This window comes from Salinilacustrithrix flava, from assembly GCF_041228405.1.
Lineage (GTDB): Bacteria > Actinomycetota > Acidimicrobiia > Acidimicrobiales > Salinilacustritrichaceae > Salinilacustrithrix > Salinilacustrithrix flava.
This window is the reverse complement of record NZ_CP133888.1, coordinates 634,492-654,474: the sequence shown is the minus strand read 5'-3', so window position 1 is coordinate 654,474 and position 19,983 is coordinate 634,492. Positions and strand designations below refer to the sequence as shown.

The following is a 19,983-nucleotide window of genomic DNA, read 5'->3' as shown; positions in this document are numbered from 1 at the left end:
CGCATTCCGACGGGCACGGACGTGAGGCTGCCGTTCCGGGATCGGGTCGAGGCCGGTGAGCTCCTCGGCGATGCGCTCGCCGGCGTGGACCTCGGACCCGAGGTCCTCGTCGCCGGGCTGCCCCGCGGCGGCGTGCCCGTGGCTGCGGAGGTGGCCACGCGCCTGGGAGCACCGCTCGACGTGATCATCGTCCGCAAGGTCGGCGTGCCCGGGCACCGCGAGCTGGCCATGGGGGCGGTCGGCGAAGGGGGCGTCGTCGTCCACGACGAGCGGATCATGCGGGCGGTCGCCCCGTCGGAGGCCGCCGTCGATCGCACGATCGCCGCCGAGCGAGCCGAGGTCGAGGCCCGCGCCCACCGCTTCCGCCCCGGCCGGGAGCAGCGCAGCCTGGCGGGCCGGACGGTGCTCGTCGTCGACGACGGCCTCGCCACGGGGTCGACCGCCGAGGCTGCCGTCCGGGTGGCCCGGGCCCAGGGCGCGGCGCGGATCGTGGTGGCGGTGCCGGTCGGCTCACCCGCCGCGGTCGCTCGGTTGGAGGCGGTCGCCGACGCCGTCCTGTGCCTCGCCGCACCGTCCGGCTTCGGCGCCGTCGGTGCGTACTACGAGGACTTCTCCGAGACGACCGACGACGAGGTCGTGGCCCTGCTGCTCGCTCAGGCCTCCGGCGCGTCGCCGCGCGCCTCGCGCCCGGCCGCCACCGTGGACGTCGCCGTCGACGTCGGTCCCGGCCGCCTCCCCGGCACGCTCGTGGTGCCCGAGCGCGCCAGCGGCCTCGTGCTCTTCGCCCACGGCAGCGGCAGCAGCCGACACAGCTCCCGCAACCGCCACGTCGCCGACTCCCTGCGCGACGCCGGCCTCGCCACGCTGCTCTTCGACCTGCTGCTGCCCGAGGAGGACGGAGACCGCCGCTTCGTCTTCGACATCGACCTGCTGGCCGAGCGCCTGCTCGCCGCGTCCGAGGGCGTGCGGGCCCTCGCCGAGGTCGAGGGGCTCGGCGTCGGCGTGTTCGGTGCCAGCACGGGCGGGGGCGCGGCGCTCGTCGCCGCGGCGCGTCGCCCGGACCTCGTCGACGTCGTCGTGTCCCGCGGCGGCCGGCCCGACCTGGCGGGCGAGCACCTGGCGCACGTGCGGGCCCCGACGCGGCTCATCGTCGGCGGGGCCGACACCGAGGTCCTGGCGCTGAACCGGCGCGCTGCCGCGCACCTCGGCTGCCCCCACGACCTGGTGGTGGTCCCCGGCGCCACCCACCTCTTCGAGGAGCCGGGCGCCCTCGACCAGGTGGCCGACCTCTCCATCGACTGGTTCCGCCAGCACCTGCCGGCGCCGCGGTGAGGGCCGCTACTCCTCGCCGGGCAGGTCCACGATGTCGGGCGTGATCGCTTCGGGCGTGTAGCGCACGGTGGCGTTCCACAGCAGCCAGCTGTCCACGCCCAGGTCGCGGGCGGCGTCGATCTGGGCCCGCACCTCGGCCGGCCCGTAGGGGATGCCGATGGAGAAGTCCTGCACCCACAGGTTGAACGCCACGCCGGAGCCCGCCGCCTTGGTCTGGAAGTCGGTGAGCGACTTGGTGATGATCTCGTAGGGCTGGGCGTTGGGGTGATCGACCCGGTACTCGCCCCGCACCCAGTGGGAGGGGTACAGCATCGGTGCGATGTAGTCGACGTGGCGGGCGATGGCCGGCACGGGCTGGCCGATGGCGTCGGGGTTGCGGGCGGCGACGCCGAACAGCGACGCCCCCTGGTACACGCACGCCTCGCGGAGCGGGTCGCCGGCCTCGGCCAGGAAGGACACGACGGCGTCGTTCACGGCCTGCTTCTCGGCGAGGTCGTCGCCACCCTCGGGCACCTGCAGCCCGGGGAAGACCATCCCGGCGATGTCGCCCTCGGGCCGGCGGACGTAGTCCCACAGGATCTCGTCGACGCCGCGGTCGACGGCCTCCATGGCCAGGTCGATGTTGTACTGGCGCACGTCGGGGTTGGCGACGTTGGTGAAGCCGCCGTACTTCGACAGCATCCCGCCCTCGTTGTCCTGGATCACGTAGTCCATGCGGCCGTTGTCGACGGCCCACCGGGCCATGGGCCCGTCGCGGAAGGCCACGATCCGCCCGATGATGCGCATGCCCTTGCCCTTGAGCAGCTCGATGGCGTCCTCGAGCACGTACTCCTGGCGGACGGCCCCGATCTCGTGGGCCATGTCGACGTCGGTGTCGTAGCCGACGATGCCGCCCTCGTCCTTGATGTCGAGCTGGACGGCCGAGACCTTGCCGGCGTCGACCATCTCGATGATGTGCTCACGCAGCGGGGCGTAGCCCCACGCAGCGGCGGTGACGTGCATGGACTGCGAGGACGGGTACTCGACGGGGATGACGACCTCGGCGGCGGCCCGGTTCCCGGCGACGTCCTGGGCCTGGATCAGCACCGGGCCGGTCGGGGCGTTGTCGTACTCCAAGGTGAACGTGCCGTCGTCGGCGAGCTCGAGGTCCTCGCCGTCGACCGTGATGCTCGCCAGCCCGGTCTCGGCCCGGCCCGTGACGGTGACCGGCGAGCAGATGGGCACGGCCGGCTGGGGGGAGGCGACCTCGATCATCGGCGGGGTGCCGTCGACGGCGAAGACCCAGCTGAACTCGGCCTCGTCGAGGAGGGGACGGCCGACCGACATCGACAGCTCGTGCACGCCCTCCTCGAGCGGGGGCGGGGTCCAGCGCACGCCGTCCTCGGACACCTCGTAGGTGTCGTCCACGGCGGGCAGGCCGTTGAAGAACAGCGTCGGCTCCAGCCCCGACTCGAGGTCCAGCTGGGCGACGTCGATGCGCACGTCGAGGCCGCTGGCCTCATCCAGGGTGAGCTGGGCGCCGTCCTCGAGGCCGGTGATGGCCACGTCGACGCGGGTCGCACCCCAGAACTGGGTCCAGATGTAGGTGCCGAGCAGGACGAAGCCGAGGGCGATGAACAGGCTCGACCAGGGGATGGAGCGGCGCTGGGTGCGCGGCGTCCACGCCTTGGGCCCCTTGGGCCGGCGCCCGAAGCGGGGGCGCGGGGCATCGAGGCGGCCGCTGCGACGGGGGTCCCCGAGCAGCGGGGGGTCGTACTGGCGAGGAGGGCGTCCCGGTGGACCGGAGCGGCCGCGGCGGCGACCGCCACCTGCGCCCGGGATGCTGCTGAGATCGGTGGGCATGGTGGTGGATGGCCGGACTCGGCGCCGTGGCGGGCCGTCCGGCGCAGCGGCCCACGCTACCGGGGGGCCCGTCCGGCCCGCCACGCGCCCCGCCCCGGTGGAGCGCTCCGGAGCAGGGATACACTGGCGGTCCGAGTCTCCCGATCAGTCCTGGTCGACCCCCAGGGAGGGCAGCGCCTTGTTCGAACGTTTCACCGACCGTGCCCGCCGAGTCGTCGTGCTCGCGCAGGAAGAGGCACGGCTCCTCAACCACAACTACATCGGCACCGAGCACATCCTGCTCGGGCTGATCCACGAGGGCGAGGGCGTGGCCGCCAAGGCCCTCGAGTCCCTCGGCATCTCCCTCGAGGCCGTCCGCAGCCAGGTCGAGGAGATCATCGGCCAGGGCGGCTCCTCGCCGTCGGGCCACATCCCCTTCACCCCCCGGGCCAAGAAGGTCCTCGAGCTGAGCCTGCGCGAAGCGCTCCAGCTCGGCCACAACTACATCGGCACCGAGCACATCCTGCTCGGCCTCATCCGCGAGGGCGAGGGCGTCGCTGCCCAGGTCCTCGTCAAGCTGGGCGCCGACCTGTCCCGGGTCCGCCAGCAGGTCATCCAGCTGCTCTCGGGCTACCAGGGCTCCGGTGCCGCCGGTGGCGGCCCGAGCGGTGGTGGCGAGAAGGCCGGCGCCGCCGCCGGCTCCACCAGCGGGGACACCCCGTCGGGCTCGCTCGTGCTCGACCAGTTCGGTCGCAACCTCACCCAGCTCGCGCGCGACAAGGAGGTCGACCCGGTCATCGGTCGCTCCCGCGAGATCGAGCGGGTCATGCAGGTGCTGTCGCGGCGCACCAAGAACAACCCGGTCCTCGTGGGCGAGCCCGGCGTCGGCAAGACCGCCATCGTCGAGGGCCTGGCCCAGAAGATCGTGGCCGACGACGTGCCCGAGACGCTGCACAACAAGCAGCTGTACACGCTCGACCTCGGTGCGCTCGTCGCCGGCTCCCGCTACCGCGGCGACTTCGAGGAGCGTCTGAAGAAGGTGCTCAAGGAGATCCGCACCCGCGGCGACATCATCCTGTTCATCGACGAGCTCCACACCCTCGTGGGTGCCGGTGCCGCCGAGGGCGCCATCGACGCGGCGAGCATCCTCAAGCCGATGCTGGCCCGCGGCGAGCTGCAGACCATCGGTGCCACCACGCTCGACGAGTACCGCAAGCACCTCGAGAAGGACGCCGCCCTCGAGCGCCGCTTCCAGAAGATCATCGTCGAGGAGCCCTCCGTGGCCCACACGATCGAGATCCTCAAGGGCCTGCGCGACCGCTACGAGACCCACCACCGGGTCACCATCACCGACCAGGCCCTGGTCGCGGCGGCCAACCTCGCCGACCGCTACATCGCCGACCGGCACCTGCCCGACAAGGCCATCGACCTCATCGACGAGGCCGGCTCGCGCCTGCGCATCAAGCGCATGCAGACCCCGCCGGACTACAAGGAGCTCGAGAACGAGCTGGGCGGCGTCGTCGAGGCCAAGAAGGCCGCGGTCGAGCGCCAGGACTTCGAGGAGGCCGGTCGCCTCCGCGACAAGGAGAAGGAGCTGCTCGGCCAGAAGGAGGCCAAGGAGCAGGAGATCAAGGACTCCGGCGTCGACCTCTTCGACGAGGTCGACGAGGAAGCCGTGGCCGAGGTGCTGTCGGTGTGGACCGGCATCCCCGTCTACAAGCTCACCGAGGAGGAGACCCAGAAGCTCCTCAACATGGAAGAGGAGCTGCACCGCCGGGTCATCGGCCAGGAGGACGCCATCAAGGCCGTCTCCCAGGCCATCCGCCGCACCCGGGCCGGTCTCAAGGACCCCAAGCGCCCCAGCGGCTCGTTCATCTTCCTCGGCCCCTCCGGCGTCGGCAAGACCGAGCTGGCCAAGACCCTGGCCGAGTTCCTGTTCGGCGACGAGAACTCGATGATCAGCCTCGACATGTCCGAGTACATGGAGAAGCACACGGTCAGCCGCCTGGTCGGCTCGCCTCCCGGCTACGTCGGCTACGAGGAGGGGGGCCAGCTCACCGAGGCCGTCCGCCGCAAGCCGTTCTCGGTCGTGCTCTTCGACGAGGTCGAGAAGGCCCACACCGACGTGTTCAACACGCTGCTGCAGATCCTCGAGGAGGGTCGCCTCACCGACGCCCAGGGGCGCTCGGTGGACTTCCGCAACACCGTGCTGATCATGACCTCCAACCTGGGCACCGCCGACCTGCGCAAGCAGTCGGTCGGCTTCGGCAAGAACGACGAGGCCGTCTCCTACGAGAAGATGAAGGAGAAGGTCAACGACGCCCTGAAGGCCCACTTCCGGCCCGAGTTCCTGAACCGCATCGACGAGACGATCGTGTTCCACGAGCTCAGCAAGGACGAGGTCATCCAGATCGTCGACAACTTCGTCGCCAAGCTGGCCATCCAGATGGAGGCCCAGGGCATGGGCATCGAGCTGACGCAGGCGGCCAAGCTGTACGTGGCCGACAAGGGCTACGACCCCACGCTCGGCGCTCGTCCGCTGCGCCGGGCGATCCAGCGCTTCGTCGAGGACCCGCTGTCGGAGAAGCTGCTCTACAAGCAGTTCCGCGCCGGCGAGATCGTCACGGTCGACGTCGAGCCCGACCCCGAGACGAACGAGGACGTCATCGTGTTCCGCTCCGCGGAGGGCTTCGTGCCCCCGTCGGTCGAGGAGCTCGAGGCCGCCGCCACCCCCGAGTAGGGCGCGGCTACAGCTCGACGGTGGAGGACCCGGGATCGTCCGGGTCGAGCGCGATGCGGGGCCCGTCGTCGGCGTCCTCCTGGACGTCCTCGGCCACCTGCTGGTCCTTGGGTGGCTTGCCCTCGACCAGCTCGCCGATGACGCCGCCGACGGCGACGAACGCGGCCGCGGCCCGGCTGCGCTCGGCCGAGCGGACCCCGATGCTCATCGCCAGCGGCCCGGGGGCGATCTCGCGGTAGGAGTCGATGATCAGCTCGTGGACCTTGCGCCAGTCGGTCTCGTCGTCCAGGCGCACACCGACCCAGCCGCGGGACCCGACGTACTTCGGGAGGAAGTAGGGGTCGCCCTTGGCCAGCAGGGTCCCCTGCTCGCCCGTCACCGCCTTCACCGTGATCGTCGTCCGACCCTCCTCGTCCTGGCCGCACCCCACGAAGACCTTGTCTCGCACCCGGTAGGTCGGGTGGCCGGCCGTCTCCTTCTCCACCGCCTCGGGGAAGCCGAGGGCGATGTCGCGGACGGCCTGCAGGGGGTCGAGGGCCATGGCGACCATCCTCACAGGAAAATCCCGTGGATCCGCACCACCGGTGGTGGACGATCCACGACATTTCGCTCGGGGACGGTCCGGCCTACGCTTCCCGGCGTGTACGCGCGCATCCTGGTCGGCACCGACGGATCCCCCACGGCGGACAAGGCCGTGGCCCGAGCAGTGGAGGTCGCCCGCTCCGCCGGGGCCCGCCTCACGATCATGACCGCGTCGTCGGAGGCCGAGGGACGGTCCGTGGTCGACGAGGCGGCTGCCGCCCACGCTGGCGCCGGGGTCGACATCGACACCCTCGTGGTCGACAAGGACCCCGTGGGTGCGCTCATCGACACCGCCGAGCAGGGCTACGACCTCGTCGTCGTCGGCAACAAGGGCATGACCGGCGTGAGCCGGTTCTTCAAGGTGGGGGCCGTGCCGAACAAGCTGTCCCACCACCTGCCCACCAGCATGCTCGTCGTGCGGACCACCTGAGTGCGGGTGCGCCGCGCCGGGCTCGCCCTGCTGCTCCTGCTGGCGCTCGCCGGCTGCGAGGTCCGGACCGAGCTGAACGTCACCGTCGACGAGGACGGCGCCGGCCGGGTGGAGCTGGCCGTCGCGCTGGACGAGGACGCCATGTCGCGCCGCCCCGAGCTGCTCGACGAGCTCGATCTCAGCGACCTGACCGACACCGGCTGGGAGGTGACCGGGCCGGCGGAGGAGGCCGACGGCGCCACCTGGATCCGGGCCCGCCACGACTTCGGGACCCCCGAGGAGCTCGGCACGCTGATCGACGACGTGGCGGGGCAGGGCGGCCCGTTCCGTGACTTCCGGCTGACCCGGGAGGACGCGTTCGCCGAGCGTCGCTACCGCTTCACCGGCACCGTCGACTTCACGGCCGGCGCCGGTGCGCTCGCCGAGGATCCCGAGCTCGCCGAGGCCCTGGAGGCCGAGCCGATCGAGCTGCTGGAGGAGCGCCTCGGCGCCGCCATCGACGAGATGGTGGAGGTGCAGGTCGCGGTCCGCATGCCCGGGTCGGTGGACTCCAACGCCCTCACCCAGGCCTCGAACGGCGCCGTCTGGCGTCCGTCGGTGGTGGAGCGCGAGGTCATCGAGCTGCAGGCGACGGGCACGGTCAGCCGCTCCGAGCGACTCGTGTGGGCGGGTGTCGCCGCGGTTGCCACCTTCGCGCTGGTGCTCTACGTGCTGGTCCGTGCCGCGATGTGGCGCCGCACCCGGCGACGGTCGACCCCCGTGCGCACCTAGCCATCCGCGTTCTTGTCGGGGGGTCCGGGGAGGATGGCCCGGTGACCACGACCCGGCCCCGATCCTCCCGGCCCCGCCGCTCCACCTTCCGCTGCTCCTCCTGCGGAGCGGGCGCCCCGGTGTGGGCCGGGCGCTGCACCGGCTGCGACGAGTGGAACACCCTGGTGGAGGAGCGCACGTCCTCGGTCACCCGCAGCGTCGGGGCCCCGGCGACGCCGGCGCGTCCCATCGCGGAGGTGACCGATCAGGACGTCGCCCCCATGCCCACCGGCGTGGCGGAGCTGGACCGGGTCCTCGGCGGGGGTCTGGTCCCGGGCTCGGTCACCCTCGTCGGCGGGGAGCCCGGCATCGGCAAGTCGACCCTGCTGCTGCAGACAGCGTCGGCGATGGCTGGCAGCGGCAGGCCGGCCCTGTACCTGACCGCGGAGGAGTCCGCCCCCCAGGTGCGGGGGCGGGCCCAGCGCCTCGGCGCCCTCGCCGACCAGCTGTGGCTGGCCGCCGACACCGCCCTGCCCGACGTGCTCGCCCACCTCGATGCGGTCCAGCCCGCCGTCATGGTCGTGGACTCCATCCAGACCGTGCACGACCCCGAGCTGGCGTCCGCCCCGGGCGCGGTCGGGCAGGTGCGCGAGTGCGCCCAGCGCCTCGTCACCGAGGCCCGCGCACGCGGCGTGGCCGTGGTGCTGGTCGGCCACGTCACCAAGGACGGCGGGCTGGCCGGCCCGCGGGTGCTGGAGCACCTGGTCGACACCGTGCTCTCCTTCGAGGGCGACCGCCACCACGCCCTGCGCCTGCTCCGCGCCGTCAAGCACCGCTTCGGCGGCACCGGCGAGCTCGGCGTGTTCGAGATGTCCGACGCCGGCCTGGTCGGCGTCGAGGACCCGAGCGCCCTGTTCCTGGCCGATCGTCGCACCGGCGAGGCCGGCTCGGTCGTGATCCCGGTGCTGGACGGCGGCCGGCCGCTGCTGGTCGAGGTCCAGGCCCTGCTCGCGCCCACCACCATCCCCACGCCACGCCGCCAGGGACAGGGCGTCGAGAGCAGCCGCCTGGGCATGCTGCTGGCGGTGCTCGACCAGCGGGTGGGCGTGTCCGCCGCCAACCTCGACGTGTGGGTCACCGTCGCCGGTGGCGTGCGGGCCACCGAGCCTGCCGCCGACCTCGGGGTGGCGCTGGCGGTGGTGTCGGCCATGACCGGCGTGCCCGTGCCCGGTGACCTCGTCGCGTGCGGCGAGGTCGGCCTCGCCGGTGAGCTCCGCCAGGTCGGCCGCATCGACCGCCGCCTCGCCGAGGCCGCCCGCCTCGGCTTCCGCCGCGTCCTCGTGCCCACCACCGCCCCCGAGCCGCCCGCGGGCTGCCAGGCGATCCGCGCGCGCGGGCTGCGCGAGGCCATCGCAGCGGTCGGGCTGGACCGGCACGGATAGTCTGTGAAGGTGCCGTCCAGGACCTCACCCGCGATGCTGGAGGCCCTCGCCTTCGTGGCGCCGGGCGCCCCGCTGCGCGAAGGCCTGGATCGCATCCTGCAGGCGGAGATGGGCGCCCTCATCGTGGTCGGGGACGGCCCCGACGTCTTGAACATCTGCTCGGGCGGCTTCCTGCTCGACGCTGCGTTCAGCCCCCAGCGCCTGTCGGAGCTGGCCAAGATGGACGGCGCCATCATCCTGGCCCCCGATGCCACCCGCATCGCCCGGGCCAACGTCCACCTGGTGCCGAACCCCAACGTCCCCACGTCGGAGACCGGCACCCGGCACCGCACCGCCGAGCGGGTCGCCCGCTCCATCGACGTCACCGTCGTGTCGGTGTCGGAGGACCAGCAGGTCATCGCGGTCTACGTCGGGGACGAGAAGCACCCGCTCCAGCCCATCCCGATCCTGCTGAACCGGGCCAACCAGGCGCTGCAGACCCTCGAGCGCTACCGCAACCGCCTCGACGACGTGTCGGCCAACCTCTCGGCCCTCGAGGTCGAGGACCTGGTCACCGTGCGCGACGTCGTCACCGTGCTGCAGCGCACGGAGATGGTCCGCCGCATCGCCGACGAGCTCGCCTCCGACATCGTCGAGCTCGGCACCGACGGCCGCCTCGTGCGCCTGCAGCTCGACGAGCTGATGGGCGGGGTCGACGACGAACGCCGCCAGGTCGTGCGCGACTACTTCCACGAGGAGAGCAGCTGGCACCTCGACGAGGCCATGACCGCCCTCGCCGACCTCGGCACCGAGGACCTGCTCGACCTGCGCACCGTGTCCTCCATGCTGCACCTGCCCGGCACCCTCGACCTCGACGCCTCGGTGCAGCCCCGCGGGTACCGCCTCCTGTCCCGCATCCCCCGCCTGCCGGACTCCATCATCGAGGCCATCGTCGAGCGGTTCGGCTCGCTGCAGAAGATCATGCGGGCCACCATCGATGACCTTGACGACGTCGGCGGCGTCGGCGAGACCCGGGCCCGCTCCATCAAGGACGGCCTCGCCCGCCTCGCCGAGTCCAGCATCCTCGACCGCTACTCCTGAGATCTGGCATCGGAGGCGGAACGTAGCCCGCCAGGGCCTTGTTCCGCAGCCGCTGCCAGATCCTTCGGACGGGACCCGTCGAGCAACGGGCCGTCAGGTCTCTAGCCGACTCGGCGGCGGAGGAGCGAGTGGACCCGCTCCCAGTGCAGCTCGGAGGCCTCCCGGTGGTACCGGGGCCCGGGCGGAGCGAAGCCGTGCACGGCGTCGTCGTGCCAGTCGAGGGTGTAGGTGACGCCGGCGTCGCGCAGCGCCTGCTCCATGACCTCGCGGTCCTCCACCGGCGCGGTGGGGTCGTCGGCGCACCAGGCGAAGTGCAGCTCGGCCTCCACGGCGTCGAGGCCGAGGTGGGGGGAGTCGTCGCCGTCCCGGACGAGCCAGGCGCCGTGGATCGAGGCGCCGGCCTGCACCCGCTCGGGCATCGCTCGGGCGATCGACACGACGAGGCCACCGCTCATGCAGAAGCCGACCGCCCCGACGGGGCCGTCGGACGCGGCCGGGTCGGCATCGGCGAAGGCCAGGAGGGCCTCGGCGTCGCCGAGGATGTTGGTGGGCGTGACCGTGCCCATCAGCTCCTGGCGCTTGTGCATGTCCTCGTCGCTGGTGCCGAGCTCGCGGTACTCCATGCCCCGGTAGAAGAGGAACGGCAGCAGCACGTAGTACCCGGCGGTGGCGAGGCGCGACGCCATGTCCATGAGCGCCGGGCGGATGCTCGGCGCGTCCATCAGGTACAGCACCACGGGGTGGGGTCCGCCGTGGGTGGGGTGGAAGACGAAGGTCGTCATCTCCCCGTCGGGGGTGGTGAGCTCGACCCGGCGCTGCTCCATGCTCAGGTGGCCCGGCGGGTGAGCTGCTCGCGGTCGGTGATGCGGTAGCGGCGGTCGCGCTGGTCGAGCCAGCCGAGGCGCAGGAACGAGGCGATGGCCTTGTTGACCCGCTCCCGGGAGGCGCCGACCATGCCGGCGAGCTCCTCCTGGGTCACCGGGAGGGTGAACTCGTCCTGGTCGCCGGCCAGCTCGAGCAGGCGCTTGGCGGTGCGCCCGGTGACGTCGAGGAAGACCGAGTCGGCGAGGGCGGAGTCCGTGATGCGCAGGCGGGTGGACAGCAGCGCCACCACCAGCCACAGCAGGGCGGGTCGCTCCTCGTAGATCTTCTGCACCGGCTCGTAGGGGACGACGGTGACGACGGAGGGCTCGAGCGCACGGGCCTCGGTGGACCGGCCGAGCCCGTCGAAGAGCGGCATCTCGCCGAACAGGTCCCCCCGCTCCATCAGGGCGATGACGGATTCCCGCCCGTCGACCGAGCGCTGCGACATGGCAACGCGCCCGCCCTCCACGAGGAACAGCTCCTCGGACTCCTCGCCCTCGGAGAACAGCACGTCGCCCCGACGGAGGTCCCGGGTCGTGGCGGCCCGGACCACGTCGTCGAGCTCACCCTCGGTGAGACCCGAGAAGAGCGCGGAGGCTGCGAGGAGGTCACGGTCGGCCACGAGGTCTGAATCTATGCCAAACGTCACCGGATCGGGCAGGAGGGTCGCGGTCGGGGCCGGATGCGAGGAGGCGCCGGTTGCTGCGTACGCTCCCTGTGATGCCTGCCCCGACCGCTCCTGCCCCGGTGTGGACCGTGGTCGTCGCCGGGGGCGGTGGCACCCGCTTCGGCGGCCCCAAGCAGTACGTGGAGCTCGCCGGCCGGCGCACCATCGACTGGTCGCTCGCCGCCGCCCGGTCCGTGTCCGACGGCATCGTCGTGGTCGTGCCGGCCGCCGACGTCGACGGGCCCATCCCCGACGCGGACTCGGTCGTGGCCGGCGGGGAGACCCGGTCGGCGTCGGTGCGCAACGGCCTGGCTGCCGTGCCCGACGACGCCGCCGTCGTGCTGGTGCACGACGCGGCCCGACCCGCAGCCAGTCCGGCGCTGTTCCGAGCGGTGGTGGAGGCGGTCCGTTCCGGCGCCGACGCCGTGGTCCCGGGGGTCGCGGTGACCGACTCGCTCCGCCGGAGGTCCGGTGGCGCGGTGGACCGCGACGGGCTGGTCGCCGTCCAGACGCCGCAGGGCTTCGCCGCTGCCGTCCTGCGCGCCGCCCACGCATCGGGGGCGGACGCCTCCGACGACGCCTCCCTGGTCGAGGCGGCCGGCGGCACGGTCGAGGTGGTGCTCGGGGAGACCACCAACGTCAAGCTCACCCACCCGGGCGATCGCGTCGCGCTCGAGCTCACGCTCGCTTCGCGCAGCGGCCAGGGGGCCCCGGCGTGACCGGTCGCGTCGGCATGGGCTTCGACGTCCACCCCCTCGGCGACGACCCCGAGCGGCCGATGGTCCTCGGTGGCGTCACGTTCCCCGGTCCAGGCCTCGTCGGCCACAGCGACGCGGACGTCATCGCCCACGCCTGCGCCGACGCGCTGCTCGGCGCCGCCGGGCTCGGCGACATCGGCTCCCACTTCCCCGACACCGACCCGGCGCTGGCCGGCGCCGACAGCATCGAGCTGCTGCGTGCGGTGGGCGACGAGATCCGGGCCGCGGGCTGGCACGTCGCCAACGTCGACTGCTCCGTCGTCTGCGACGAACCCAAGATCGGTCCGAGCCGGGAGCAGATGCAGCGCCGGCTGAGCGACGCGGCCGGTGGCCCGGTCACGGTGAAGGGCAAGCGTCCCGAGGGCCTCGGCGCCCTGGGTCGCCACGAGGGCATCGCCTGCTGGGCGGTCGCCATGGTCGAACGAGAGGACCCACGATGAGCGCAGGGCGCGGAGGCGGACGAGGCGGCGGCAAGCCCGGAGGCGGCGGGAAGCCGGGTGCCGGAGGCAAGAAGGGCGGACGACGCCCACCGCCCACGGGTCGCTCGGCGACTCCCGGCCGGGCGCCGGCCCGGAGGTCCAAGGGGCGCACCGGCGCCGCCGGCGGTGGGGGCGGCGGCGGCCAGCGCAAGCGCGCCACGAACGAGCTCGGCGGCGACCAGGTCGAGGGTCGCAACGCCGTCCGCGAGCTGCTCGTCGCCGGTCGGCGGCGGGTGCACGAGGTCGTCGTGTCGACGGATCGCGCCGATGCCCCCGTGCTCGAGGACATCTTCGACCTCGCCCGCCAGCTGAACGTGCCGGTGCGCGAGCTCGGCCGGTCCAAGCTCGCCACCGTCGCCCGCACCGATTCGCACCAGGGCGTGATCGCCTCGGCCGCGCCCTTGCAGTCGGTCGACATCGACGAGCTGCTCGAGGTGCGCGACGGCGTCCAACCCTTCCTCCTCGCCGCCGACGGCGTCACCGACCCGGGCAACCTGGGCGCCCTCCTGCGCACCGCCGAGTGCGCCGGGGTGACCGGCGTCGTTCTGCCCCGTCACCGTGCGGTGCACGTGTCGCCGGCCGTCACCAAGGCGGCGGCGGGCGCGATCGAGCACCTGCGCTTCGCCATCGTCGGCGGCCTCCCCGCCGCCCTGGCCGGAGCGACCGAGAAGGGTGCGCTGGTGATCGGCCTCGACATGGCCGGGGACGTGTCCCTCCACGCGCTGCCGCCCGTCGATCGCCCCGTCATCGTCGTCGTCGGCTCGGAGGGCAAGGGCCTCGGCCGCCTCGTCCGCCAGCGCTGCGAGGTGGTCGCATCGATCCCGATGCGGGGGAGCACCGAGTCGCTGAACGTCAGCGTGGCCGGGGCGCTCGCCCTCTACGAGGTGGTGCGCCAGCGCGGGCTCGAGTAGGTCGTACCGGGGGTTACTGCAAGCGTGATTGACACAAGACCGTTGCGGTTGTCACACTTTGACTAGTCCGATCGGGCCATGGATCGGATGGGCAGGCGCTACACCAGGGAACCACCGACGCAGGGAACGCACCACGTGGGGAATCGTCGCACCACCATCGCCCCGGACACCGAGGACGCCGCGCTGGTCGATCGCTACCAGCGCCACGGCGAACCCGAGGTCCTCGAGGCGCTCATCAGCCGCTACCGACGCTTCGCCCGGGCCAAGGCCCGGGGCTACTTCCTCATCGGGGGCGACTCCGACGACGTCGAGCAGGAAGCGCTCATCGGCCTGTACAAGGCCGTGCGGGACTACTCGCCGGACCACCAGGCCAGCTTCCGGGCCTTCGCCGAGCTGTGCATCAAGCGCCAGATCATCACGGCCATCAAGACGGCCACCCGCCAGAAGCACCAGCCGCTGAACCAGTACCAGTCGATCTCCGGCGTCCGCCCCGGCGACGAGGCCGGTGAGTCGGTCATCGACGAGATCCTCGTCAGCCACTCCGACGCCGACCCGTGCGACACCGTGGTCGCCGACGAGCGCATGCAGAAGATGCACGCCTCGATGGACGCCCTCCTCTCCGGCCTCGAGGTCGAGGTCCTGCGCCTCTACGTCGAGGGCAAGAGCTATCAGGAGATCAGCGACCAGCTCGGCCGCCACACCAAGTCGATCGACAACGCCCTGCAGCGCATCAAGCGCAAGCTCGACGGCAAGCTCGACGAGGACGAGCCGCTCGCGACTGCGGTCTGACGGCGAGCCCGAGGCGAGAATCGAACTCGCGACCTCCTGTTTACAAGACAGGTGCTCTGCCGATTGAGCTACTCGGGCGGCGACCCGCTTTCCGGCGCGTACTTGCAGGTCAGCGGGTTGGGCTACGCATCGTAGTCAGAGTCGACGTCGGCCTCATCTGCACCGATATCTGCACCGTCAGACTCTTTTGCGCTGCGAAGCACGTCATCGACCTTACCGGTGAGCTGCTCGTCGAGAGCCGGGAACAGGTGGCCGTACGTGTTCAGCGTGATCTCGATCGACGAGTGCCCGAGCCGTTCCTTGACGCTCAGCGGGTGCCCGCCTAGCGAGATGAGGATGGCTGCGGCCGTGTGCCTCAGGTCGTGCAAGCGGAGCTCGGGCGGCAGGCCGGCCTTCGCCGCAGCGGGCTTGTAGTGCTTCGCCATGAACGCCGACCGGCGCAGGTCGCTGCCGGTCGGGCTGGTCCACACGCGGTCGCCGGGCTGCTTGTCCTTGACGAGCGCGGCCAGGTCGGGCAGAAGCGACGCCGGGACCGGGACGGCTCGGTTCCGTTTCGTCTTCGTGTGCTCCTGCTGGACGAGCCGGCCGCCGACCTCCACCAACGTCTCACACACGGTGATGGTGCCGGTCCGCAGGTCCACGGAGCGGGCGCGGAGGCCGGCGATCTCAGCGGCTCTGAGGCCCGTCGTGCCCGCGACCATCACGAGGACCCGGTACTGCTCCTCGTCCATGGCGTCGGCGAGGGCGACGAGCTGGTCCGCTGTCAGGAAAAGCATCTCCTGGCGGACCGGCGCGCCTTCGACACGGATGCCTTCGGCAGCGTTGCTGCCGACCCACCCGCGGTCGGCAGCGAGGCCGAGGACGAGCCGGAGGACGGTCCGCGACTGCTTGCGGGTGGACAGCCCTGCTCCGTGCTTGTCCATTCGTGCGAGCCAGGAGCGCACGTCGCTCTTGCGGACGTTCTTCAGCGGCCACGTCCCCCATTCGGGGACGACGTGCGTGCGGAGCACCGACTCGTAGTTGTCGATCGTCTTGGCGGTCCGTGCTGACGAGCGGACCTCGTCGATCCACACGGCCGCCGCGTCGCCGACGGTCCGGTCGCCTGCGTCGGGCAGTTCGCCGCCGTTCGCCTTGGCCGCCTCGGTGGCATCGGCGAACTCGCGGGCCGCGCCTTTGCTGGCGAACGTCTTCGTCTTGACGCGGCCGGAGCGTGAGCGCCAGCGCACATCCCAGCGAACACGACCGGGCCCGGAGCCGGGCAGACGGCGGCGTGTGATCGAAGCGTTCTTGACGGGCACGACTACCGGCTCCGGCGGGTGCTGCGGATGCGCTTGCGGCGAGCGGCCCGCCTCACGCGGAGCGTGGTTTCGTAACTGGAGAGGGGGACACGGGAAGGCTGGCTGCGTGCGTGGCGTGCGAGCTCCTGCTCAAACATCGTCGCCGCCCTCGTCCTCGTACTCGCCGACGGTCCGGTCAGGCTCGACGAACCGGACCGTGTCCGGGATACGCGTGTAGGCGACCATGCGCCAGCGAGTCCACGTGTCGGCCACGCAGTCCTCGCAGCACCCGATCGCGTGCGCCATCTGCCCGGCAAGGACGGAGCGGTCGCCGTCGTCGAACTCGCCGATCCAGTCGAACGCTCCGCTCGTGTAGATCGCCTGGCGGACGGGGAGGACCAGGTCCGCGTCCATGGCCGCGGCGAGCACTGCGTACGACACCTTGACGGAAGCGGCCGGGTACTTCGCCCGCAGCCTCCCGGACGCCATGACGGCTATCGGCATGATGATGTTCTTCGGCACGGGGGAAGGTGTGGGCATGCCGATCGGAGTAGCCGGCCCGCGCGATAAAGGACAGAGCGACAGGCTGTTTGTCGTCGAGTCGTCGTGCACGCCCGCGCTCGGCGTGGAGGGTGCCGGCTACTTCGATCGCATGGACGAGGACACGACGAGCATCATCGAGGACGAGGGCACCACGTGGCTGCTCGCGGTGTGGCACCCGAGCGGCCTGCGCCAGGGGGACCGCATCGTCGGCCTCGATAGGGCGAAGCTCTCGACGCCTGCGGAGGTTCGCAGCGTCACGTTCGACGACGAGGTCGATCCGGGGGGCCGCACGTGGCAGGTCGAGCTCGACTGCGGCATCGGCGAGCACGGCGACGAAGCGAGCTGCAAGGTGGTGCGGCGGGGCAAGTAGATGGGCGGTCTGGTGGTGCCTGGCGACACGCCTCCGCCCGGAGCGGGTGTCGTCCTGTGCCGTCGCTCGACGCGAAGCGGAGAGCGCACGGAACCGTGACGCTGCGCGGCCGAGCCGTTCGCTCCGGACGGCCAGGCAGCCTCACTCAGCGCCCAGCTCGTCGCTCCGAGAAGAGCGTGGGCAGAGGAGAGGGTTGTAGGCGCCCGGCGAGGGGGCCGATTCTGGGGCGGATTCGCGCTTTCGCGGGGTAATCATCGTCGGACCGCAGACCTCGCCAGCCGGGACACACCGTCGGAGAATCTTGGCGGCGATGCAGGGAGTTCCGCGCTCGGTTCGCCGACCCGAGTTCGCGACGACCAACACGGTGCCCCGGCATGCCGTTTCGGTGCTTGACAGCGAGCGGCGCCCTTCGTCGAGCTGGCTGGTGCCCCGCCCTAGCGCGCCGCTCCCGCAGAGGCTGCGCACCCTTCCCCGCACGGTGGCGCAAACCTCAGCCCGCGGTCGATCGAGCATGCCTCCGTGTTTGCGCACGTTCCCCCGCACGCGTCGCGCACCCATCGCGACGCACGCGTGCGCACCCGTTCGCGCGATGGCCGTCGCTCTGTCAACGGTCAGTAGGACGTGCCCGGTGACGGACAGCAGACCTGCCCGCTCGTGGCCAACAGAACTGCCCAGCCGTGGCCAGGGGTTCTGCCCGTAGCTCGTCAGGCCAGAGGCGTCACCCCCTTGCCGGCGGTCGCTTGGGTGAGGCGGATGCTGTCGCCGGCGGTGAGCACGACATGTGCGTGGTGCATGAGTCGGTCGACGGTGGCGTTGGCGATGGTCTTGGGCATGAGCTCGTCGAACCCGGCCGGGTGCAGGTTCGAGGACAACGCGATGGAGCGTTTCTCGTAGGCGGCGTCGACGACCCGGTAGAGGGCTTCGGCGGTCTCGGTGGTCACGGGTAGGAGGCCGATGTCGTCGATCACGATCACGTCGGCGCGCATGATCCGCTTGATCGCCCGGCCTGCGGTGTCATCCGCGCCGTGGCGGCGGACGAGGGCGCCGAGGTGCTCGAGGCTGAACCAGGAGACCTTGTGGCCGGCGTCGACGCAGGCCTGGCCGAGTGCTTCGAGGAAGTGGGTCTTGCCTGTGCCGGACGGGCCGCAGACGACGAGGTTCTCGTGCCGGTCGACCCACTCCAGCGTGCGCAGTGCCCGCTGGGTCGGCGCCGGGATCGATGACAGGCCCTCGTCCCACACGTCGAAGGTCTTCCCGGTCGGGAACCCCGCGGCCTTGCGCCGGGCCCGGATCGAAGACGCCTGGCGTCCGGCGAGCTCCTCGGCGAGCAGGGCGCGCATGGCCTCGGCGGGTTCCCAGCGCTGCGCCTTGGCTGTGGCCAACAGCTCCGGTGCCGCGGAGCGCATGTGGGGCAGCCGGAGGGTGCGGAGCAGGTCGACGACCTCGTCGATCGGTGCCGCGGTCATCGGTCGCCTCCGAGCTGGTGCCAGGCGCCGGTGCCGGGCTGGAGCGAGTGCACGTCGTCGGCGGTGCGGCGTTGGCCGGGTGGGTTGGCGGCCAGGATCGAAGCCAGGTCACCCTCGGCGAAGCGGCCGAACGTGGCGGCGTGGCCGAGGGCCCAGTCGACCCGGCCGGTCCCGTGGAGGCGGGCGAGGGTGACGGCTTCGGCCATCTTCACCTTCACCCGGGACGTGCCGGCAGCGGCGGCTTCGACCAGCCAGCTGCGAGCGCCTTCGCCGATGGCCAGGAACTCGGTCTCAGCCGCGCTCGTCGGCTTCGGCTTGCGAGCCAACGGTCCGTCGGGCCGTGGTGGGTAGTGGGCGTCGTTGATCACTGGCGTGCCCGGGGTGCCCCGGCGATGTCGCGCAACTTCGGTGACACCGGCGGGCGGGCAGTGACACACGACGACCTCGTCGCCGTCGACGCGGACCCACACGGTCTCATCGACGAGCTGGTGAGGGACCGAGTAGGTGACGCCGCCGAAGCTGATCGTGGAGGTCCAGGAGACCTTGCGGGTCTCGCCCAGCACGGTCGTGTAGGGCCGCTCGGGCAGCCGGTGCAGCCGCTGGCGTTCTTCGGCGAGCATCTCGACCGGCGCCCGCCGGGTCACCCGATGAACCCGGCCGTTCACCTCGTCCATCAGCTGCTCACACGCCTCGACCAGTTCGGCCCAGCACGTGTAGTCGGCCCGCAGGTTCGCGTCGGTCGGGACCAGGTCGGCCTTCGCGATCCGGACCGTTGCCTCCGAGCCGCCCTTGGTCTCTGGATCCGCGGGCACGCACGTGGCGACGGTGATGCCGTAGTGCCCGCCGACCGCGACGATCTGCGGGTGACGGACGGCGATGCCGGCGACGTGGTCGATCGTGACCGTGCGCTCGTTGTCGGTCAGCCAGTAGGTCGGTGCGCCGCCGAAGGCGCGCATGGCCCGGTCCAGGCAGGCGATCACCGTCGGCAACGTCCGGTCCCAGGTCGGGATCACCACCCGGAACCGGGACCACGCCAACCACGCGCAGAACAGGTTCGTGGGCCGACCGTCGATGACCGGGCCCGTGCCCCAGTCCCACTGGGCCCACATGCCCGGCTCCGGGATCCAGGGCCGATACACCCGCCGCCGACCCGACCGGAAGCTGCGCTTCGCGTCGGCGACGGCCCGGCGGACCGTTCGGTCCGAGCCGTCGAAGCCGAGCGCTTGCAGCTTGTCGTGGCAGACATCGGCGCGGACCTTGCCCTGGGAGCGCTCCACCCACTCCTCGATCTTCGGCAAGAACGGATCGATGATCCGCTCCCGCCGCACCGCGCCCTCGCCCGGCAACAGCCCGGCATCGCGCTTGGCGACGTAGGCGGCGACGGTGTGATGCGAACAACCGGCCAGCTCGCCGGCATCCCGGAACGACCCTGTCAGGTCGAACGCTTCGAGTATCTCCATGATCTCCTCGCGAGACTTCACCTGCTCCTCCTGCTCGATGGCTTCGTCAGCAACGAGCAGTCGAGTGGGAGGAGCACCCCACCCGGGCGGACCCCGGACAGGAGCGGACATCAACGCGGGCAGAACCCCTGGCCGCCAGTGGGCAGAACTGCTGGCCACCGCCGGGCAGCTACATGGCCGCCACCGGGCACGATCTCATGGCCGCCGACACTTCCGATCAGA

At 71.8% G+C, this 19,983-nt stretch carries 19 protein-coding genes and 1 tRNA gene; 11 read left to right on the top strand and 9 right to left on the bottom strand.

The features are described from left to right. Positions 1 to 27: 27 nt before the first annotated feature. Positions 28 to 1,332, top strand: a complete 1,305-nt coding sequence (locus tag RGQ06_RS03145) for a phosphoribosyltransferase family protein (protein ID WP_432429360.1) — start codon at positions 28 to 30, stop codon at positions 1,330 to 1,332. 6 nt (positions 1,333 to 1,338) lie between these two features. Here the strand turns inward: RGQ06_RS03145 and RGQ06_RS03140 are convergent, their stop codons facing one another. Next, complete coding sequence (locus RGQ06_RS03140) at positions 1,339 to 3,174, bottom strand: putative glycoside hydrolase (RefSeq protein WP_432429342.1); 1,836 nt, start codon at positions 3,172 to 3,174, stop codon at positions 1,339 to 1,341. A gap of 178 nt (positions 3,175 to 3,352) precedes the next feature. On the opposite strand from RGQ06_RS03140, the gene RGQ06_RS03135 reads away from it, so the two are divergent. Then, positions 3,353 to 5,893, top strand: a complete 2,541-nt coding sequence (locus RGQ06_RS03135; RefSeq protein ID WP_432429343.1) for an ATP-dependent Clp protease ATP-binding subunit — start codon at positions 3,353 to 3,355, stop codon at positions 5,891 to 5,893. Between the two features lie 7 nt (positions 5,894 to 5,900). Here the strand turns inward: RGQ06_RS03135 and RGQ06_RS03130 are convergent, their stop codons facing one another. Further along, a complete protein-coding gene (locus tag RGQ06_RS03130) occupies positions 5,901 to 6,434 on the bottom strand; it encodes an MmcQ/YjbR family DNA-binding protein (RefSeq protein ID WP_432429344.1) in 534 nt (177 codons plus the stop codon). 99 nt (positions 6,435 to 6,533) lie between these two features. Here RGQ06_RS03130 and RGQ06_RS03125 point away from each other — a divergent pair, with 99 nt between their 5' ends. The 4 genes from RGQ06_RS03125 to disA are packed head-to-tail and all read left to right on the top strand — an operon-like array spanning position 6,534 to position 10,177. After that, a complete protein-coding gene (locus tag RGQ06_RS03125; protein ID WP_432429345.1) occupies positions 6,534 to 6,905 on the top strand; it encodes a universal stress protein in 372 nt (123 codons plus the stop codon). Continuing rightward, entirely contained in the window at positions 6,906 to 7,676 is a 771-nt protein-coding gene (locus RGQ06_RS03120; RefSeq protein ID WP_432429346.1) for an LppM family (lipo)protein, read from the top strand. Between the two features lie 41 nt (positions 7,677 to 7,717). Beyond that, positions 7,718 to 9,097 carry a DNA repair protein RadA gene (gene radA, locus RGQ06_RS03115; protein ID WP_432429347.1) on the top strand — a complete coding sequence of 460 codons (1,380 nt, stop codon included), beginning with the start codon at positions 7,718 to 7,720 and terminating at the stop codon, positions 9,095 to 9,097. Positions 9,098 to 9,106: 9 nt separating this feature from the next. Next, entirely contained in the window at positions 9,107 to 10,177 is a 1,071-nt protein-coding gene (gene disA, locus RGQ06_RS03110; RefSeq protein ID WP_432429348.1) for a DNA integrity scanning diadenylate cyclase DisA, read from the top strand. Positions 10,178 to 10,278: 101 nt separating this feature from the next. Here the strand turns inward: disA and RGQ06_RS03105 are convergent, their stop codons facing one another. Then, entirely contained in the window at positions 10,279 to 11,001 is a 723-nt protein-coding gene (locus RGQ06_RS03105) for a dienelactone hydrolase family protein (RefSeq protein ID WP_432429349.1), read from the bottom strand. A gap of 2 nt (positions 11,002 to 11,003) precedes the next feature. Beyond that, positions 11,004 to 11,663 carry a Crp/Fnr family transcriptional regulator gene (locus RGQ06_RS03100; protein WP_432429350.1) on the bottom strand — a complete coding sequence of 220 codons (660 nt, stop codon included), beginning with the start codon at positions 11,661 to 11,663 and terminating at the stop codon, positions 11,004 to 11,006. A 98-nt stretch (positions 11,664 to 11,761) separates the two neighbouring features. On the opposite strand from RGQ06_RS03100, the gene RGQ06_RS03095 reads away from it, so the two are divergent. The 4 genes from RGQ06_RS03095 to sigH all read left to right on the top strand — a co-directional run bounded on the left by RGQ06_RS03095 (position 11,762) and on the right by sigH (position 14,645). Next, on the top strand, positions 11,762 to 12,427 hold the full coding sequence (locus RGQ06_RS03095) for an IspD/TarI family cytidylyltransferase (protein ID WP_432429351.1): 666 nt from the start codon (positions 11,762 to 11,764) through the stop codon (positions 12,425 to 12,427). 14 nt (positions 12,428 to 12,441) lie between these two features. Then, positions 12,442 to 12,906: a 2-C-methyl-D-erythritol 2,4-cyclodiphosphate synthase gene (gene ispF, locus RGQ06_RS03090; RefSeq protein ID WP_432429361.1), complete on the top strand. Its 465-nt coding sequence runs from the start codon at positions 12,442 to 12,444 to the stop codon at positions 12,904 to 12,906. After that, positions 12,903 to 13,856, top strand: a complete 954-nt coding sequence (gene rlmB / locus RGQ06_RS03085; RefSeq protein WP_432429352.1) for a 23S rRNA (guanosine(2251)-2'-O)-methyltransferase RlmB — start codon at positions 12,903 to 12,905, stop codon at positions 13,854 to 13,856. Before ispF ends, rlmB begins: the two co-directional genes overlap by 4 nt. Positions 13,857 to 13,991: 135 nt before the next feature. Then, positions 13,992 to 14,645 carry an RNA polymerase sporulation sigma factor SigH gene (sigH, locus tag RGQ06_RS03080; protein WP_432429353.1) on the top strand — a complete coding sequence of 218 codons (654 nt, stop codon included), beginning with the start codon at positions 13,992 to 13,994 and terminating at the stop codon, positions 14,643 to 14,645. 5 nt (positions 14,646 to 14,650) lie between these two features. Here sigH and RGQ06_RS03075 read toward each other — a convergent pair. The 3 genes from RGQ06_RS03075 to RGQ06_RS03065 form a co-directional block, all read right to left on the bottom strand. Further along, positions 14,651 to 14,723: transfer RNA gene (locus tag RGQ06_RS03075), tRNA-Thr, on the bottom strand. Between the two features lie 44 nt (positions 14,724 to 14,767). After that, positions 14,768 to 15,943: a tyrosine-type recombinase/integrase gene (locus RGQ06_RS03070; RefSeq protein WP_432429354.1), complete on the bottom strand. Its 1,176-nt coding sequence runs from the start codon at positions 15,941 to 15,943 to the stop codon at positions 14,768 to 14,770. A gap of 129 nt (positions 15,944 to 16,072) precedes the next feature. Beyond that, entirely contained in the window at positions 16,073 to 16,444 is a 372-nt protein-coding gene (locus RGQ06_RS03065; protein WP_432429355.1) for a hypothetical protein, read from the bottom strand. Between the two features lie 16 nt (positions 16,445 to 16,460). On the opposite strand from RGQ06_RS03065, the gene RGQ06_RS03060 reads away from it, so the two are divergent. Further along, positions 16,461 to 16,835, top strand: a complete 375-nt coding sequence (locus RGQ06_RS03060; RefSeq protein WP_432429356.1) for a hypothetical protein — start codon at positions 16,461 to 16,463, stop codon at positions 16,833 to 16,835. Positions 16,836 to 17,539: 704 nt separating this feature from the next. Here RGQ06_RS03060 and istB read toward each other — a convergent pair. Further along, a complete protein-coding gene (istB, locus tag RGQ06_RS03055; protein ID WP_432430656.1) occupies positions 17,540 to 18,301 on the bottom strand; it encodes an IS21-like element helper ATPase IstB in 762 nt (253 codons plus the stop codon). After that, complete coding sequence (gene istA, locus RGQ06_RS03050; protein WP_432430655.1) at positions 18,298 to 19,782, bottom strand: IS21 family transposase; 1,485 nt, start codon at positions 19,780 to 19,782, stop codon at positions 18,298 to 18,300. The genes istB and istA overlap by 4 nt, the downstream gene beginning before the upstream one ends. Between the last annotated feature and the right edge of the window lie 201 nt (positions 19,783 to 19,983).

Coding starts and splice junctions, on each gene's coding strand:
- RGQ06_RS03140 (WP_432429342.1), bottom strand. CDS start 3,174: ATGCCCACCGATCTCAGCAGCATCCCGGGCGCAGGTGGCGGTCGCCGC.
- RGQ06_RS03130 (WP_432429344.1), bottom strand. CDS start 6,434: ATGGCCCTCGACCCCCTGCAGGCCGTCCGCGACATCGCCCTCGGCTTC.
- RGQ06_RS03105 (WP_432429349.1), bottom strand. CDS start 11,001: ATGGAGCAGCGCCGGGTCGAGCTCACCACCCCCGACGGGGAGATGACG.
- RGQ06_RS03095 (WP_432429351.1), top strand. CDS start 11,762: ATGCCTGCCCCGACCGCTCCTGCCCCGGTGTGGACCGTGGTCGTCGCC.
- ispF (WP_432429361.1), top strand. CDS start 12,442: ATGGGCTTCGACGTCCACCCCCTCGGCGACGACCCCGAGCGGCCGATG.
- rlmB (WP_432429352.1), top strand. CDS start 12,903: ATGAGCGCAGGGCGCGGAGGCGGACGAGGCGGCGGCAAGCCCGGAGGC.
- RGQ06_RS03060 (WP_432429356.1), top strand. CDS start 16,461: ATGCCGATCGGAGTAGCCGGCCCGCGCGATAAAGGACAGAGCGACAGG.
- istB (WP_432430656.1), bottom strand. CDS start 18,301: ATGACCGCGGCACCGATCGACGAGGTCGTCGACCTGCTCCGCACCCTC.